This is a genomic window from Gammaproteobacteria bacterium (assembly GCA_013816845.1).
Classification (GTDB): Bacteria; Pseudomonadota; Gammaproteobacteria; order DSM-16500; family DSM-16500; genus Aquicella.
The window spans coordinates 375579-390729 of record JACDDU010000003.1 but is presented as its reverse complement, the minus strand read 5'-3'; the positions used below and the strand labels follow the sequence as shown (position 1 = coordinate 390729).

Annotated in this window: 13 protein-coding genes; 5 read left to right on the top strand and 8 right to left on the bottom strand. The window is 42.2% G+C overall.

Features of this window, described 5'->3' with window-relative positions:
- Position 1: 1 nt before the first annotated feature.
- The 3 genes from gspD to trpS all read right to left on the bottom strand — a co-directional run bounded on the left by gspD (position 2) and on the right by trpS (position 4202).
- Complete coding sequence (gene gspD, locus H0W64_07760; GenBank protein MBA3661606.1) at positions 2-2104, bottom strand: type II secretion system secretin GspD; 2103 nt, start codon at positions 2102-2104, stop codon at positions 2-4.
- Between the two features lie 123 nt (positions 2105-2227).
- Complete coding sequence (locus H0W64_07755; GenBank protein MBA3661605.1) at positions 2228-2725, bottom strand: hypothetical protein; 498 nt, start codon at positions 2723-2725, stop codon at positions 2228-2230.
- Positions 2726-3125: 400 nt separating this feature from the next.
- Entirely contained in the window at positions 3126-4202 is a 1077-nt protein-coding gene (gene trpS, locus H0W64_07750) for a tryptophan--tRNA ligase (GenBank protein ID MBA3661604.1), read from the bottom strand.
- Between the two features lie 216 nt (positions 4203-4418).
- On the opposite strand from trpS, the gene H0W64_07745 reads away from it, so the two are divergent.
- The gene (locus H0W64_07745) at positions 4419-5012 is read left to right on the top strand and encodes a hypothetical protein (protein ID MBA3661603.1); all 594 of its coding nucleotides are present in this window, start codon (positions 4419-4421) and stop codon (positions 5010-5012) included.
- Here H0W64_07745 and rsmD read toward each other — a convergent pair whose 3' ends face one another.
- The gene (rsmD, locus tag H0W64_07740; GenBank protein MBA3661602.1) at positions 5013-5561 is read right to left on the bottom strand and encodes a 16S rRNA (guanine(966)-N(2))-methyltransferase RsmD; all 549 of its coding nucleotides are present in this window, start codon (positions 5559-5561) and stop codon (positions 5013-5015) included. It abuts the gene before it with no gap.
- Positions 5562-5633: 72 nt separating this feature from the next.
- Between rsmD and ftsY the strand changes: the two genes are divergently transcribed.
- Positions 5634-6638, top strand: coding sequence for a signal recognition particle-docking protein FtsY (gene ftsY / locus H0W64_07735; protein ID MBA3661601.1), 1005 nt, complete (start codon positions 5634-5636; stop codon positions 6636-6638).
- Positions 6639-6736: 98 nt separating this feature from the next.
- Positions 6737-7600 carry an RNA polymerase sigma factor RpoH gene (rpoH, locus tag H0W64_07730; protein MBA3661600.1) on the top strand — a complete coding sequence of 288 codons (864 nt, stop codon included), beginning with the start codon at positions 6737-6739 and terminating at the stop codon, positions 7598-7600.
- 151 nt (positions 7601-7751) lie between these two features.
- Here rpoH and H0W64_07725 read toward each other — a convergent pair whose 3' ends face one another.
- From H0W64_07725 to H0W64_07710, 4 genes are all read right to left on the bottom strand, one after another.
- Complete coding sequence (locus H0W64_07725) at positions 7752-8150, bottom strand: hypothetical protein (protein MBA3661599.1); 399 nt, start codon at positions 8148-8150, stop codon at positions 7752-7754.
- A gap of 89 nt (positions 8151-8239) precedes the next feature.
- Entirely contained in the window at positions 8240-9760 is a 1521-nt protein-coding gene (locus tag H0W64_07720) for a YifB family Mg chelatase-like AAA ATPase (GenBank protein MBA3661598.1), read from the bottom strand.
- Between the two features lie 66 nt (positions 9761-9826).
- Entirely contained in the window at positions 9827-10504 is a 678-nt protein-coding gene (locus tag H0W64_07715) for a nucleotidyltransferase family protein (GenBank protein ID MBA3661597.1), read from the bottom strand.
- Positions 10492-11508 (bottom strand): phosphotransferase, encoded by a 1017-nt coding sequence (locus H0W64_07710; GenBank protein MBA3661596.1) that lies wholly within the window; start codon positions 11506-11508, stop codon positions 10492-10494. Before H0W64_07710 ends, H0W64_07715 begins: the two co-directional genes overlap by 13 nt.
- Positions 11509-11612: 104 nt before the next feature.
- Here H0W64_07710 and H0W64_07705 point away from each other — a divergent pair, with 104 nt between their 5' ends.
- Both H0W64_07705 and H0W64_07700 read left to right on the top strand, forming a co-directional pair.
- Positions 11613-14174 carry an LPS-assembly protein LptD gene (locus tag H0W64_07705; GenBank protein MBA3661595.1) on the top strand — a complete coding sequence of 854 codons (2562 nt, stop codon included), beginning with the start codon at positions 11613-11615 and terminating at the stop codon, positions 14172-14174.
- On the top strand, positions 14175-15140 hold the full coding sequence (locus H0W64_07700) for a SurA N-terminal domain-containing protein (protein MBA3661594.1): 966 nt from the start codon (positions 14175-14177) through the stop codon (positions 15138-15140). It abuts the gene before it with no gap.
- The last annotated feature ends 11 nt before the right edge of the window (positions 15141-15151 follow it).

The following is a 15151-nucleotide window of genomic DNA, read 5'->3' as shown; positions in this document are numbered from 1 at the left end:
CTTAATCACAATTTATTGTGTTGCAATTGAGTTTTTTCTCAAAGGGAACGGGTAAATCATCAGAATTTTTCCAGGGCGGTAATAAAGTGGGTGCCCTCTCTTTACCAATGTGAATTAAATCTTCGCGGAAATTAGCTTGTGTTTCACGCACAGAATTATATTTCACATGCGTAATAACGTTTGCGTCTTGACTGTTATGAATAATGATCGTCTTAATAAATACCATCAACGTTTTTTTCGCAACATTGCGCGTACGCTGTTGGAAGAAGCGACCTAAAATCGGTAAGTCCCCAAAGAAGGGAACTTTATTCACACTCTCATTATTATTATTACTGGTTAACCCACCTAATACTAAAATATCTTCACTGTTGACCAAAACAGAATTGGAAATTTTACTCGTATTAATAATGGGACTGGTACCAGGATTTTGAGGGTTTTGGAGGGAATCATTTTTTAATTTAATGGCAAGCCGTACTGAGTTACTTAAATTAATTTGTGGTTTCACTTCTAGCTTTAAAGTTACAGGTTTAGATTGAAAGGTATTGAAAGGTTGCACGGTTGCATTATTACCGCCCGTGGGCGTCGTGTATGAGCCGATTTGATAGGGAACATCTTGTCCAATTTCAATCGATGCGGGTTGATTGTCTAAAACTACAATTGAAGGCGTGGAGAGGATATCAACACCATTTAAATTTTCCAACAAGCTCAAAACGACTTTTAAACTTGCATGCGGTTTGATCCCAATGATGCCTGCACCAAGAGTTGGAAAGCTGGTGACGGACTCACCTTCTCCACCTTGCGGTATAACTTTACCCGTGGGGCCAACTGACCCCCATTGAATGCCTAAACTGCGCAAATTTCTTTCTTCAATTTCAGCAATAATGGCTTCCACTAAAACTTCTGCAGGACGGATATCCAATTTAGCGATCACCGTTTTAATCGCCTGCATCAAAGCCGGCGGGGCCGTAATGATGATGGCATTGGTACTCGGTTCTGCTTGGATAAAACTACTATTAATTGTTGTTTCTTTGACGCTGGTGGTGGTCGTTGCATTCCCATTAACCGCTTGGGTCATAGCAGAGCTTGTATCATAGCTTGCAGCATTATCCTTCCCAGCAATGTTTTGCGCTATTTTACCCAACAACGGGGCTAGGTTTTTTGCTTGCAAATAACGGAGATAAATCACTTCAGTGTTACCAGACGGGGTGCTAGAACTGGAATCGAGTTGAGAGATGAGAATACGTATCCGTAAACGCATGGCGCGCGGACCGCCGAGCAAAATACTATTGCTTCGCTCATCCACGGCAATCGTAACGCCAGGTGTATCACCACTTGCGCGCGCTGCATTTTGTAAATTATTTAACACAGCTGCGACTTGAACTGCGGAAGCACGTTTTAAAGGAACAATTTGGATGGAACTATTTGAAGCACGATCGACATCCTGAATAATTTGCATGATACGTTCTAAATTATTCGCACGTCCCAGCAAGATTAAAACATTACCGGGTGCATAAGTTGCTACGTTACTCCATTGCGGTAAAAGCGGTCGTAAAATTGGAATCAGCTGTGTTGCGGAAGTGTTTTCAAGCGGTATGACACGTACCACGACTTCTTCGCCGCGACTTGGGTAACGACTTTGGACCACAGGCGTCGCTTGCTCCCCGCTTTCCATATTTGGAACAATCTTGATTACACTGCCGCTTGGAACTGCCGAGTATCCCAGCATCCCAATCACAGAAAGAAAAACTTGATAAACTTCACGACTTTTTATGGGCTTGCTGGAAATTAATGAGATTTTTCCACTGACGCGTGGGTCCACTACAAAATTTTTACCGGTTTCTTGAGAAACTTCGTTGATCACACTCAATATATCTGCGTCTTGTAAATTCCATAAACGAGGACCCATTCGATTAGGAGAGGTCGTTGTGGTCGTTGTGGTTATCAGCGCGGGCTCAGCGGGCTGAGTATCGATGAGCGGCGTTTCTGCAAAACCGACTGAAACCCAACCTAAAATGGAGAGCAAAGAAATTAAAACATAGAAGCCACTCTGATAGTGGCGCTTAAGCCTGGATAAAAGAAAAAAAAATTGCATACGATTTACCAAGTCTGATAGTCCTTTTAACATCGCGTAAGGTTATCACAGAAAAGAGCGATAGTAATGATAAGGAAAAAAGGCGGAGAGAAGCAAGTCGCCCTGGGTTAAAAATAGCCAGGGCGTTGCGAAGAATTACTGTGTATCAGGCATTTGTGAAGCTGAAGAAGTCGATCCATCGGATGGAACAGGTGGTGTTAGGGTCGAAGTCGTATCGGTACTTGAAGTTGTATTATCTGTAGTGGATGAAGACGTATCGCTACTCCCTGGGGTCACAGTTGTTGTGGTCGTCGTGGTCGATGGCATGCTAGAAGTGGTATCTGATGGTGTCACCACAGTTTCGCTTTGCGACTGCATCGTAGGTGCTTCTGGATCACCGACAGTCGTGGTCGTTGTGCTTGATGAGGAGGAGGTTGATGCATCAGGAACAGTAACGACAGGTTGGGTATCAGGCGTAATTGTCGTTTGAGTAACAGCTGTACTATCAGTGCCAGGAACAGGTTGCTGAACCGTGACAACTGTCGATGCTGGGGTTTCGTCCACGGTCACTGTTTTCTCTTCTGATCTGGAACAAGAGGTCATACTTAAAATCGTTAATCCCGCGAGGGCTGCAATCAGTAGATTTTTACGCATTGAGAATTTTCCTTATCATGTAGTGAACTCCTTGCACAACATCACCGTTGAGAACAAGGCAGTTAATGTTTATGTAAACCCTTACATAAAGTCGGTATCTTATCCCAATTTACAACGTATTTGTATAGAGGATCTCCCCTAGCAGAGAGCAAGGGAACTTCATGACGGGGCAGCTAAGCACCCAAGTCTTGCGAACGGGCGGCAAGAGCCGGTGCAAAGCCGCTGTCCTCCGCTTTTTTAGAGCCGATCATGCTATAAAAAACAGCGGTTATGCATAACGACTTAATAGCCAATAGCCAACAATACCAACAATGGCAAGAATGGCCATCCACTGCAAAATCGTTACATTTAAAAAACGGAAGGGTCTTAATTCGTCATCGTTCTTGTCGGATTGATTCATTTAAAAATACCTCTGATGCATCGCTTCTTTAACTAAATTTAAAGTTTGGTTAGCACTAACACGGGCTTTTTCACAGCCATCTTGCAAAACTGTTTTAACGTAATGTAAGTCAGCTTCAAACTGCTTACGTCGTAATTGCATCGGTTCAATTAGGGCGACTAAAACTTCAATCAACTTTTTCTTACATTCCACATCACCAATCTCACCTTGGGCATAACGATATTTAGCGTCTTCAACCCAACTGCGGTCCGTATTAAAGGTTTCATGAAAAATCCAAAGCGGATTATTTTCGACCGACCCTTTATCCGTTGCTTTTAATCGCTTTGGATCGGTATACATATTCATAACTTTCTTTTTTATTTCATCAGGCGTATCACCCAACATAATTGTATTATTCAAAGATTTAGACATTTTTAATAAATGACCTTGTGCATCAGGTCCTCCCGTACCAACGAGTCTTTTCGTACGACCTAATTTGGTTTCAACAATTGGGAAAATACCACCCTGCTTCACGTAATCCTGATCTGCTGTATGGGGATCCACGTGGCAATAGAGTTGATTAAATTTCCGCGCTACTTCCCGCGTTAACTCGACGTGAGGAACTTGATCTTCCCCAACGGGAACAACAGCTGGACGGAAAGCGAGAATATCGGCAATTTGACCAATGGGATAAAGTAAAAAACCAAAAGAATAGTTATCACCCAATCCTTTATCACGAATTTCATCTTTAATCGTAGGATTACGCATGAGTCTGGGATAGGGGACAAGCATACTCAATAAAAACGTAAGTTCCGAAATTGCGGGAACTTCGGATTGAATGAATATGGTGCTTCGCGTCGGATCGATGCCGGCTGCGAGATAATCAATAGCGATATCCATCACGCTTTGATGAATTTCAGCGGACTTTTCGAGCCGGGTCGTGAAAGCATGAATGTTTGCGATAATAAAAAAACACTCAAAATCGCCTTGTAAAGCCACACGATTTTCAACGGATCCAACCCAATGTCCCAAATGCAATCGTCCCGTGGGTGTATCACCTGTTAAGAGTCGTGGTTTAATTTTTTCTAAGCTCGTCATTGTTATCAATTTTTTTTTTAATTGGAAGGGTTCGATGAAAGTTGTGAACCTTAGTGTAGCGTTTAAATTTAAATTTACTAGTCTTAATCCATTGACTGTTAATAGTAAATTAAGAATTGTGTGCTAATTTAATTAAAGTTTAATGAGCTTTGATCCATGCTAGGGACTTCAAAAATAAAAATAATAATAATAAAAATATAAATTCACGAGGTTCACATGTCAGGTTCAAGAGATCCAAATAATAACAATAACAACAATGTTAATACTGCTGACGTTGCGATAACGAATGCAGTTGTCGACCCAGTCTTAGCAGAATTTGAAAAATCGGTTGAAGTAGCTGAAAACTCCCCCATGATTGCCGAGAATTTATTAAAGGGTTTAATTCCAAACTCAGGCACCACGGTTAACCTTTATGACGCCTTTTTGCGTAATGGCGGATTTGCAGCATTTTCTCGCGAGAAGATCCAGCGCGAATATAATGCTTTAAATCCTGTGCAGCGCAGTCAAAGTCTAGCTACAATTTCTTCACCGATTGTTCACAAGCTTGAGGAACATCGCAGCCAGAGCTTACCTAACCTTTTGAGTTCCGTTACCCAAACTCTATCCATTCAGGTTAATAACTTCTCAACGCCAGAAGATGATAAGCAAGACATTACGAGCGGAAAGAAGAAAAAAAATCCGACGCCTTCTTTATGGACTTCGGCCTTAAAAGGAAAATCCTCTTCTAGTTCGAATGAAGCGAAAGAAACGTCTTCTTCTTGTTCTGACGAAATCAAACCCAAGGACAACAAGAAACGAAAAACAATGTAACTAACGCCGGGCGAGGTAGTAATGTACCTCGCCTGCCCGTTGGCTTTTGACCAAACGCCACCCTTTAGGCAACTGATCTTCCGTAATTTCACTGTTTGACTCTAAATAAACCCAAGCGCCTTCTGCTAACATTTTTCTCTTTTCTAAAGCAAAACAAGTTGGCAATAACAGTCCCGCTTGATAAGGTGGATCAATAAAAACAATATCAAAGGCTTGTTTTACTTCAAGCAATTCCTCAGGCACGCGGGCTTGATAAATGGTTGCAAGCCCTTCAAAACGATGCAAAGCTGCTTTGAGCGTTTCGATTACCAAAGGCGCCTGATCTACCATCTCGACATAACTTGCCCCTCGGGACAAAGCCTCAAAACCAAATGCGCCACTACCGGCAAAAGCGTCCAGACAACGCGCACCCACGATGGCTTGATTCAACCAATTAAAAACTGTTTCACGCACCCGATCAGGCGTGGGCCGTAAGCCTGCTAAATCAGGTACTTTTAAAGTTCTGCCCCGCCAAATACCGGCAATAATACGAACTTGACCTTTTTTCATGTCACCGCTTCCCTCTTCTTCCCCAGATTATGCTACATTACTTGGCAAATTTATTGGGCTTAAGGATAGAAAATGTTTGATTTTCTTAAAAGAAAAAAAACCACTGAAAACCCGCCTTCTGCTATAGCAGAAGTAAGCCAAGCGCCGGAAAAAGAAGCGCCGAAGTCTTTTTTTAATCGTTTAAAACAAGGGTTAAGCAAAACTCGTCATGGTTTAACAGATCGTATTGGTAGCATTTTTTTAGGCAAGAAGCTGCTTGATCGTGATGTATTAAACGAAATTGAAACTTTACTCTTATCCGCAGACGTTGGCGTTGAAACAACTACGCTTCTGATTGACTCTTTGACACAACAATTAGCCCGTAAAGAATTAAACGATACAGAAGCTGCACTCCATTCGCTGAAAGCGGAAATGAAAAACATTTTGCGTCCACGCGTACAAGCATTACCCACTTTTACTGCCAAACCTTTTGTCATGCTGATGGTGGGGATTAACGGATCTGGAAAAACGACGACCATTGGTAAACTCGCGCATTATTTTTTAGCTGACCATAAAACTGTTATGTTGGCAGCGGGTGATACGTTTCGCGCGGCAGCTATTGAGCAGTTACAAACATGGGGCGAACGTAACCATGTACCGGTTATCGCGCAATTGCAGGGTGCTGATACGGCGGCCGTCATTTTCGATGCTTTTGCTGCAGCAAAAGCGAGAAATACGGATCTTTTGCTTGCCGACACTGCCGGCAGATTGCATACGCAATCGAACCTGATGGCTGAACTTCAAAAAATTAAGCGGGTTTTAGCAAAGACTGACCCCTCAGCGCCGCATGAAGTACTCATCGTCATCGATGCAACCCTTGGGCAAAATGCACTCAACCAAGTAAAACAATTTCATGCAGCGATTGGGTTAACCGGTATTGTCATTACTAAACTTGATGGCACCGCCAAAGGCGGCATTATTTTTGCTATCGCGAAAGAATTTGATATTCCAATTCGCTTTATTGGCGTCGGCGAAGGCATGGATGATTTACGACCTTTTCAAGCTGATGAGTTTGTCGATGCACTATTTAGCAGCTAGTTGAAAAATTATCATAAATTACGTATGATAACGGGCGCTTACCCGTTTGGGTCTTTCTTGAAAAAATTCGAATAAAATCAATTAATGCGAGTTTCCTTATGAGCAAAAGTTTACAAACTGTAGGTATTAACTTCCCAGTTGGAAGCTTGGAAGCTTATTTGAATTACGTTAACCAGGTTCCGCTTTTAACCCAAGAAGAAGAGCATAATGCAGCTGTTAATTTGCAAAAAGAAGGAGATTTAGCTTCGGCAAAAAAACTCATTCTTGCGCATTTGCGCTATGTGGCGCGGGTTGCTAAAGGCTATTTAGGTTATGGACTACCCCTCGCTGACTTAATTCAAGAAGGTAACATTGGCTTAATGAAAGCAGTACGCCGGTTTAACCCAGACATGGGTGTGCGCTTAGTCACTTTTGCCATGCATTGGATCAAAGCTGAAATTCACGAATACATTTTACGCAACTGGCGCATTGTTAAAATTGCGACGACTAAATCGCAACGCAAATTATTTTTTAATTTACGTAACCTCAAAAAACGTCTGGGCTGGATGAGCAATCAAGAAGTAGATTCTATTGCCAAGGATTTAGGCGTAAAACCTGAAACAGTACGCGAAATGGAGTTACGACTTGCTACCGCTGATACTTCCTTTGACGGCTATCCTGATGATGACGATGAAAACCATTTTGCACCCGCTGCCTATCTCGAAGATTATCGCTATAACCCCGCTCAACAATTAGAAAACTCCGATTGGACCACCCAATCCAATGACATGATTTACCAAGCCTTGGACCAACTCGACACCCGCAGCCAAGATATTATTCGCACTCGCTGGTTGGGGGAAAATAAACTCACCTTGCAAGATTTAGCGGAGAAATATCAGATTTCCGCAGAACGCGTCCGTCAGTTGGAGAAAAACGCGATGGCTAAATTGCGCACGGTAGTAGAAGCCTTTCAAGCTAAATAACCCAAACCCATTCAAGTGCTGGGTTTGAGATTAAAAGCTCGGAGTCCGTCTGTGCGCACTACAATTTCTCGGTGTAAATGCGGTACGACGAAGAATAGGCAAGGCAATCATACGATCCAAAGCATTGAGTAGCGTAAAGAAAGTCATGTTTCTATCCACCCATTTGAGTACTATTTCCCCCTAATTGGTTAGATTCATTAATCAGAGCTAAGCGCACAGCTTCAAGTTTTGACATTTTTGCAGCACGCAAAACTTCATAAACTTCGGCTAATTTTTTCAATAAACTCGCTTTCATTAATTTATCGCTTTTGTTCATTTCCGGAAGTTCACGCACTGCTAATAAAACGCGGGCTATTTCTTCCCAATTAAAAGCGGCTTTCAAATCCCGTGGGGTCATCCGTTTTTTTGCTTCTTCGCTCGCATCAGGTTTGGGTAAAACTTCGATGACAACCGCTTTGTAACGTTCCGCGGCTTCCATTAAAATTTCAATTCGGTCTGCAAGCGACCCCTTTAGCATGTCATCCCCATGGGGATAAAAAGTCAACGTCATGCCTATCTCCTCTTGAATCTTACGCAAATGACGAAACGCCTAACTTCATTATAATCCTGAAGCTTAGGATAATATTGTAAAAAAATTGATCAATTTGTCGAAGCTGCCTTAATCCGGTCAAATACTCGGTAAAGCAATGCCTCGCTAACATGCTTATCGTCAATGACAGAACTTGCACCTAAATCAGCAATCGTGCGTGCTATTTTTATTAAGCGATGATAAACCCGCGCAGAAAGGTTAAATTTTTTCATCGCTAAATGCAGCAAATTCTTTGCCTGAGGTAGAATTTCTAAACACGTAATCTCGCGCTCATTTAAATAGGCATTACATTTTTTTTGTCGATCAAATTGCAACTGCCAAGCTTGTTCAATCGTTGCACGCAACACGTCACTTCGGTAGGCAGGATGTTCAACCTTTTGTGCAAACGCTTCTTGAGGAACTTTAGGGACTTCAACTTGCATATCAATTCGATCTAATAAGGGACCAGAAATTCTACTTAGATAACGACTCACTTGCTGCGGCGAACAGCGACAATACGTTTCTTTACTCCCAAATTGGCCGCAAGGACAAGGATTCATCGCCGCCACCAATTGGAAAGAAGCTGGAAAAGTCACCTGACTCGCAGCGCGAGAAATGGCAATAAAACCCGCTTCCATCGGTTCACGCAAACTTTCTAAAACCTCTCTTTTAAATTCAGGCAATTCGTCTAAAAATAAAACGCCGTGATGGGCAAGTGATATTTCACCAGGTCGTGGCGGACGCCCACCGCCCACCAAAGCAACATAGGAACTACTATGGTGAGGCGCACGAAAGGGCACAGTTCGCCAATGTTTGGCATCAAACCCTGCACTGCTACAGGAAAAAATGGACGCAACGGCAAGCGCCTCTGATTCACCCAAAGCTGGTAGTAAAGTTACTAATCTTTTGGCTAACATCGTTTTGCCCGTTCCAGGCGGTCCGATCAGCAATAAACTGTGACGCCCCGCAGCTGCAATGGCAAGCGCCCGCTTTGCGTGAAGTTGCCCAACAACATCTGCAACATCTAAAGCGTCATGAGGAATTGCATCGAATTGAAAAGATTCACAGACTGGCAACAAACGTTCGCCTTTAATGTGAGCGCATACGTCAAGTAAATGGTTCGCAATGAGTACTTGCGCTTCGGGAAGAAGGCTTGCTTCATACCGACTTGCTGCAGGCACAATCAATTGACGCTTTGCACGCAAACAAGCGACAACATGCGGCAATACGCCGCGAATAGCTCTTAATTCGCCGTTTAATGCTAACTCTCCCCCTAGTTCATATGCTAATAAAGCTTCTTTAGGAATTTGACCCGAAGCTGCAAGTATCCCTAATGCAATCGGCAAATCGAAACGCGACCCTTCTTTCTTTAAATCAGCAGGAGCAAGATTAACGGTAATCCGTCGACCCGGAAAATCAAAATGAGAATTAATAATGGCACTGCGCACCCGATCTTTACTTTCTTTGACGGCAGTTTCCGGCAATCCTACAATATTAAATTTTGAGGTACCAAAAGATAGATCAACTTCAACTGTTACAAGCGGTGCATCAATACCCGCAGATGCACGGCTATACACAATGGCAAGCGCCATAATAAATATCCTTAAAAAATTTATAAAAAAAATGACAGACGAAATTGCAAGCGTTGCGGAGAAAAACTATACGAGCGAAAGGAGGTTAGATTTTTTTGCAGCATTAAATATTTTTAAATCATCTTGGGTGCCAATGTTATGCCAAGTTCCAGTAAAAAGTTCCGCTGTAATGTGACGTGTCTTGATAGCAGGGATTAGCAATTGGCTCAGTGGAAAAACGCCCGGCTCAACATCTGCAAATAATTCATGACGATAAATGCCAATGTTAGCATAGGTGTAAAAAGGCGAATTTTTCAATGATGCAAATTCCCCCTCCAAACCAAAATCCCCCAAGGGATGAAAAGGAGGATTGGGCACTAAGACAATATGGGCAAGACCGTTCGGCGCTTTCGGTAACTGACTGAGTGGATATTCCGTCAAGACATCAGCACTTAAAACAATAAAAGGATCTTTTCCTAGCAACGGTAACGCTTTTAGAATTCCACCCCCTGTTTCAAGGCGGGTTGCTTCTTCGGAATAAATAATATCGACACCATACTTACTTCCATTGCCGATAAGCATTTTAATTTGCTCTGCATGGTGTGACACATTAATGACAATTTCTGTGATCTCTGCACGTTGCAAACTTGCAATAGAATATTCAATCAGATAATGCGTACCCACTTTCAGTAACGGTTTCGGTGTATGTTGCGTCACAGGACCCATACGACGTCCTAAACCAGCTGCTAAAATCATTGCGCGCATACACTTGTCCTTTCGTTAAATGCCGCTTGCGCAGTTTTTGCATAATCGTGCAAGGGTAGAAGTTCATTATATTTTGCAGTCGTTGAAACTAAATAATTTAGGGTTCGTGGGATAAAGTTTAAATACGAATGTTGATCATCCCGAATAGATTTACGTGCAAAAGTAAACAGCGCTTTCAAATGTCTTTCTATCCCCATCCAATCAAACCAACGGTAAAAAACATCAAAACTAACATCGGTCAAGGTACGGTTTAAAATCAATTGGTCGTAAAAATACTGGACCCATTGGGTCACCAAATAATCGGGCCAATCAATATAACAATCACGTAATAAAGAAACTAAATCATAGGTTACAGGTCCAATAAATGCATCTTGAAAGTCAAGTACGCCCACTTCCTGCTTAGGAAGCCACATCAGGTTCCCGGCATGAAAATCGCGATGCATAAACACTTGGGGTTGCATTGTCGCAAGCTCTGCAATTTGCGTAAAGCAATGATCAACGCTTAGCGTCAGCACCTTCTTATCCAGTGCCAGTAATTTTTCGGCAAACCATTCTTTATGCCAAAGCCATTCTTGCTGCATGAGTTCAAGGCCAAAAGGCGCAAGCGTCAAATTTTCGACTGTTTTTATTTTCTGCATGATTAAAAGTGCTTGCAAAGCTTTGTCATAAAGTACGGCGGAATTCGCGCTGTTTAAAGCTTTTAAATAAGTCAAATCGCCAAAATCACTTAAGAGCAAAAAACCTTGGCATAAATCGTGATGATAAATCAAAGGTGCATTTACACCGACATTACGTAATGTTTTAGCAAGTGCAATAAATGATGGACAAGACTCGAGCGGAGACGGGGCGTCCATTGCAATCCAGGAATAGTCTGCATCATACAAGCGATAGTATCGACGAAAACTTGCATCGCTCGTGAGGGGATGTAACACCGGATTTTGTATTTTACATTGCTCACGTAGCCAGCGTTCTAATGCTACTTTTCGCATGGGATTCGATTCCATTGCGGGATCCTTTTCGTTACACTTGCCAAACAATTATAAGCAACCTTTATTCATAAAGCATACAACCGTCTATCACCCAAAGGGACACTACTTGGGATTGTGAAATGTTAAGTCAAAAAAAGTTAAAGTATGCTTCCTTGCTGTTACTCATTATTTTGTTTTCTGTGGGCTTATCCCTCTATGCACAAACCAACGAATCCCAAACTTCAAGTTTAGCACGCAATGCGATTGCCAAAGAGTTAGGCTGGATTCAAAACAATCAGAATTATTGCGGGGGATATTATTTAGAAGAAGCATTTATTCCCGATCATACCAGACCTGCCCATTCTGTCAAAGTAACAGGCGATGAAGGCTTACTCTCACCGAAACGCACTTCCATTTTAGAAGGGAAAGTGACGCTGACGCGCCGAGACCAGCAAATGACGGCTAATAAAGCTTACGTTTATCGCGATCCCATCACCCAAAAACTGAGTGCCGTCGAAATGATTGGCGATGTTCACCTTCGAGAACAAAACACTTTAGTGATCAGTAAAAAGGGGCGATATACCGTTGAGACTGAAGCTAAATCCCTTATGGATATCATCTACCGCACGACGCTTCTACCCAAAACTGATTTGTTACCGGTTCCGCCTACAGAACACCATGTTCTAGGTTTAACAGCCTGGGGTCACGCCGAGGAATTTGCCCAAAATAAGCCGAACGTGTATGAGCTAAATGAAGCAACTTTTAGTACGTGTCCACCGCGCAACCCCGCTTGGCAAATTAAAGCAAACTCAATTTTATTGGATAAAAACACGGGACGCGGATCTGCTAAGGGTGCGCAATTGTTTGTTAAGAGTGTGCCCGTGCTTTATTTACCCTACTTCAGCTTCTCTATTGATAAGCAGCGTAAAAGTGGTTTTTTATGGCCCCGCCCTGGCACGAAGAACCAATGGGGGCCTTATCTACTAACCCCTTTTTATTGGGATATGGCACCCAACTATGATATGACCTTGATGCCGGCCTATCTTGCTAAACGCGGCTTCATGATTTCAGACAATTTCCGTTATATTACAGCGCTGCGTGCAGGCACCCTTAACCTAAGTATTGTTCCCAATGATCGAGCCTTTAAGGCTTTTCAACGTTCGAGTAGTGTGGATGAGCAATATACTCAATCGTCAAACCCTGTCGTGCAAGCGGAACTTAACCGACTTCTCAACGCAAGCCCGACGCGTATCGGCTTCTTTTTACGCGATGATGCACGATACAACGAGCATTGGTCGAGTCACATTGATTTTAATTATGCAAGTGATGATTACTACTTACGCAACTTTGGTAGTAATTTAAATGAAATTATGCAAAATCAATTATTACAAGAAGGAGATATTTTTTATAAAAGTGAACATTGGAATTTTACGGGTCGACTGCAAGCTTACCAGACGCTTCATCCGATCAATAACTCGCCCGTCCTTAATTCCTACCGACGCGTTCCGCAACTTGTTCTAAATGGTAATTATCCAAATCAACTTTTTGGTTTAGAATATTTTATCAACACAGAAATTACCAATTTTAGTTTTATAAAAACGCCGGGTACAGATACTGTTTCCCCTGTCGGCCAGCGATTGCATATGCAACCGGGTATAAGCTTACCGTATTACATGCCTTATTTTTTTATCAATCCGCGTCTTCAACTTGCACTCACCCAATATAGTTTGAAGCAAACGGAAGGCACTGTACCCAACGACATTCATCGTGTTATCCCAATTTTTGATCTTTCCACAGGATTGTCTTTTAACCGTGAAGCAACTTTCTTAAACTTTGCGTTTCGCCAAACGTTAGAACCGCAAATTTACTACACTTATATCCCCTATCATAAGCAAAGTAATATCCCGACTTTTGACACAAGCGTCAATACGCTAGTCTATGACCAAATTTTTAATTATAACCGTTTCAGTGGCATTGATCGTATCGGAGATGCGAACCAACTAGGCTTGGGTTTAACAACGCGTTTGATTGATCAATTAACTGGCGTAGAAAAAGTCCGTTTTGGAATAGGCGAAATTGTTTATTTTGCTAAGCGTCGTGTCACCCTTTGTAATGATGACACTTGTACGGACAATCCTTCAAATGCGAGCAACGATTGGCGGCTTTCACCCCTATCCTCCGTTCTGAATTACGCAATCAACTGGAATTGGAATGCAAGCGCCAACGTTTTATGGAACCCTATTTCAAAGCAACTGAACAACGCAACACTCGGTTTACATTATCAAACTGATAATAATCACATCATCAACTTGGGTTACACCTATGCTTTCAATGGGGATGTTCTCTCCGGCGTCGTGACCCCTGGATCCCAAAATAACTTAAAAGTAACGGATTTTTCGTTTTCCTGGCCTGCACCTTTTTTGAACAATCTTACGATGCTGGGGTTGTGGAGTCAGGACTTTAATCGGCGTCATTTGCAGAATTTATTTTATGGGATACAATATGACACATGCTGTTGGGCTGTAAGGATGGTCGCCTCCCGTGCCTTTTTAGGCATTAACCCCAATAAAAATAATACGACAAAGTACAGTAACGATTTTTACATCCAGTTTTCCCTAAAAGGCATCGGCAACATCGGTGATAATGCACCTCGGTTAAGCACCATTTCTGGATACAATCCTCAATTTGGGCAGGATATTTAAATGCAAAAAAGTATAAAAAATTTAATGATAAGTATGGCTTGCTGTTTTGCTTGTATGAGCGCATTCGCTACCCAAGAACAAACGCTAGATAAAATTGTAGCTGTAGTTAATGAGGATGTTGTCACAAAATCAGAACTTTCGCATGCACTTGATATTGTGAAGTTGCAAGGCGGGGCCGCATATGCGCAAGCTTTTCAAGATCAAAATATTCGCCAAAGAGCACTCGAACAACTCATCAATAAAAAATTGCAATTACAACTTGCTAAGCAAGCCGGCGTCAAAATTACTAACAAAGATTTAGATGAAGCAATTAAAAACATTGCCCAACAAAATCATGTGAGTTCAGAAACCTTGTATGAGAAAATTAAACAAGAAGGGATCGCACGCAATGTTTATCGCGATGAAATTCGCGAACAAATGATGATGAACCGTATTCAACGTCAAGAATTGATGGCGCGATTAACTATTACACCGAAGGAAGTCGATCGATACATGGTGACTTTAAAAGCCGAACGCACTGGCCCCAAAGCTTATCGCATAGTTGATATCTTAGTTCCACTTGCTGACAATGTAACCGAACCTGATCGGAACCTTGCAAAAACGCATGCTCTGCAAATCGCGGCATCTTTAAAACAAGGTAAACCTTTATCCACCATTGCCGGGGACGAAAAAGCTGCAGGCATTGCAGTACAAAGTGAAGACTTAGGTTTCCTCCATCTCACCGAATTACCTTCCGCATTTGCCTCAGTCGTTAATAAAATGGTTGCAAGAGATGTTTCCGCTCCAATTGAAACAGGGAACGGGTTTCATGTTTTACAACTTGCTGAAATTAAACAAGAAGGCAGTCAAGCTATTTTGAATCGCAAAGATGCGCAAGAATTATTACTGCAACGCAAGTTTGAAGAAGCAATGCAAACCTGGTTATCCAAATTGCGTAGCCAAGCTTACATCGTCATGAAAACTTAGTACTTAATCAT

Bases quoted from the DNA above. Each gene is read 5' to 3' on its own strand.
- rpoH (MBA3661600.1), top strand. From the start codon at position 6,737: ATGAGCAAAAGTTTACAAACTGTAGGTATTAACTTCCCAGTTGGAAGC.
- H0W64_07700 (MBA3661594.1), top strand. From the start codon at position 14,175: ATGCAAAAAAGTATAAAAAATTTAATGATAAGTATGGCTTGCTGTTTT.
- H0W64_07755 (MBA3661605.1), bottom strand. From the start codon at position 2,725: ATGCGTAAAAATCTACTGATTGCAGCCCTCGCGGGATTAACGATTTTA.
- H0W64_07715 (MBA3661597.1), bottom strand. From the start codon at position 10,504: ATGCGCGCAATGATTTTAGCAGCTGGTTTAGGACGTCGTATGGGTCCT.
- H0W64_07725 (MBA3661599.1), bottom strand. From the start codon at position 8,150: ATGACGTTGACTTTTTATCCCCATGGGGATGACATGCTAAAGGGGTCG.
- H0W64_07705 (MBA3661595.1), top strand. From the start codon at position 11,613: ATGTTAAGTCAAAAAAAGTTAAAGTATGCTTCCTTGCTGTTACTCATT.
- trpS (MBA3661604.1), bottom strand. From the start codon at position 4,202: ATGACGAGCTTAGAAAAAATTAAACCACGACTCTTAACAGGTGATACA.
- rsmD (MBA3661602.1), bottom strand. From the start codon at position 5,561: ATGAAAAAAGGTCAAGTTCGTATTATTGCCGGTATTTGGCGGGGCAGA.
- H0W64_07710 (MBA3661596.1), bottom strand. From the start codon at position 11,508: ATGGAATCGAATCCCATGCGAAAAGTAGCATTAGAACGCTGGCTACGT.
- H0W64_07720 (MBA3661598.1), bottom strand. From the start codon at position 9,760: ATGGCGCTTGCCATTGTGTATAGCCGTGCATCTGCGGGTATTGATGCA.
- ftsY (MBA3661601.1), top strand. From the start codon at position 5,634: ATGTTTGATTTTCTTAAAAGAAAAAAAACCACTGAAAACCCGCCTTCT.
- H0W64_07745 (MBA3661603.1), top strand. From the start codon at position 4,419: ATGTCAGGTTCAAGAGATCCAAATAATAACAATAACAACAATGTTAAT.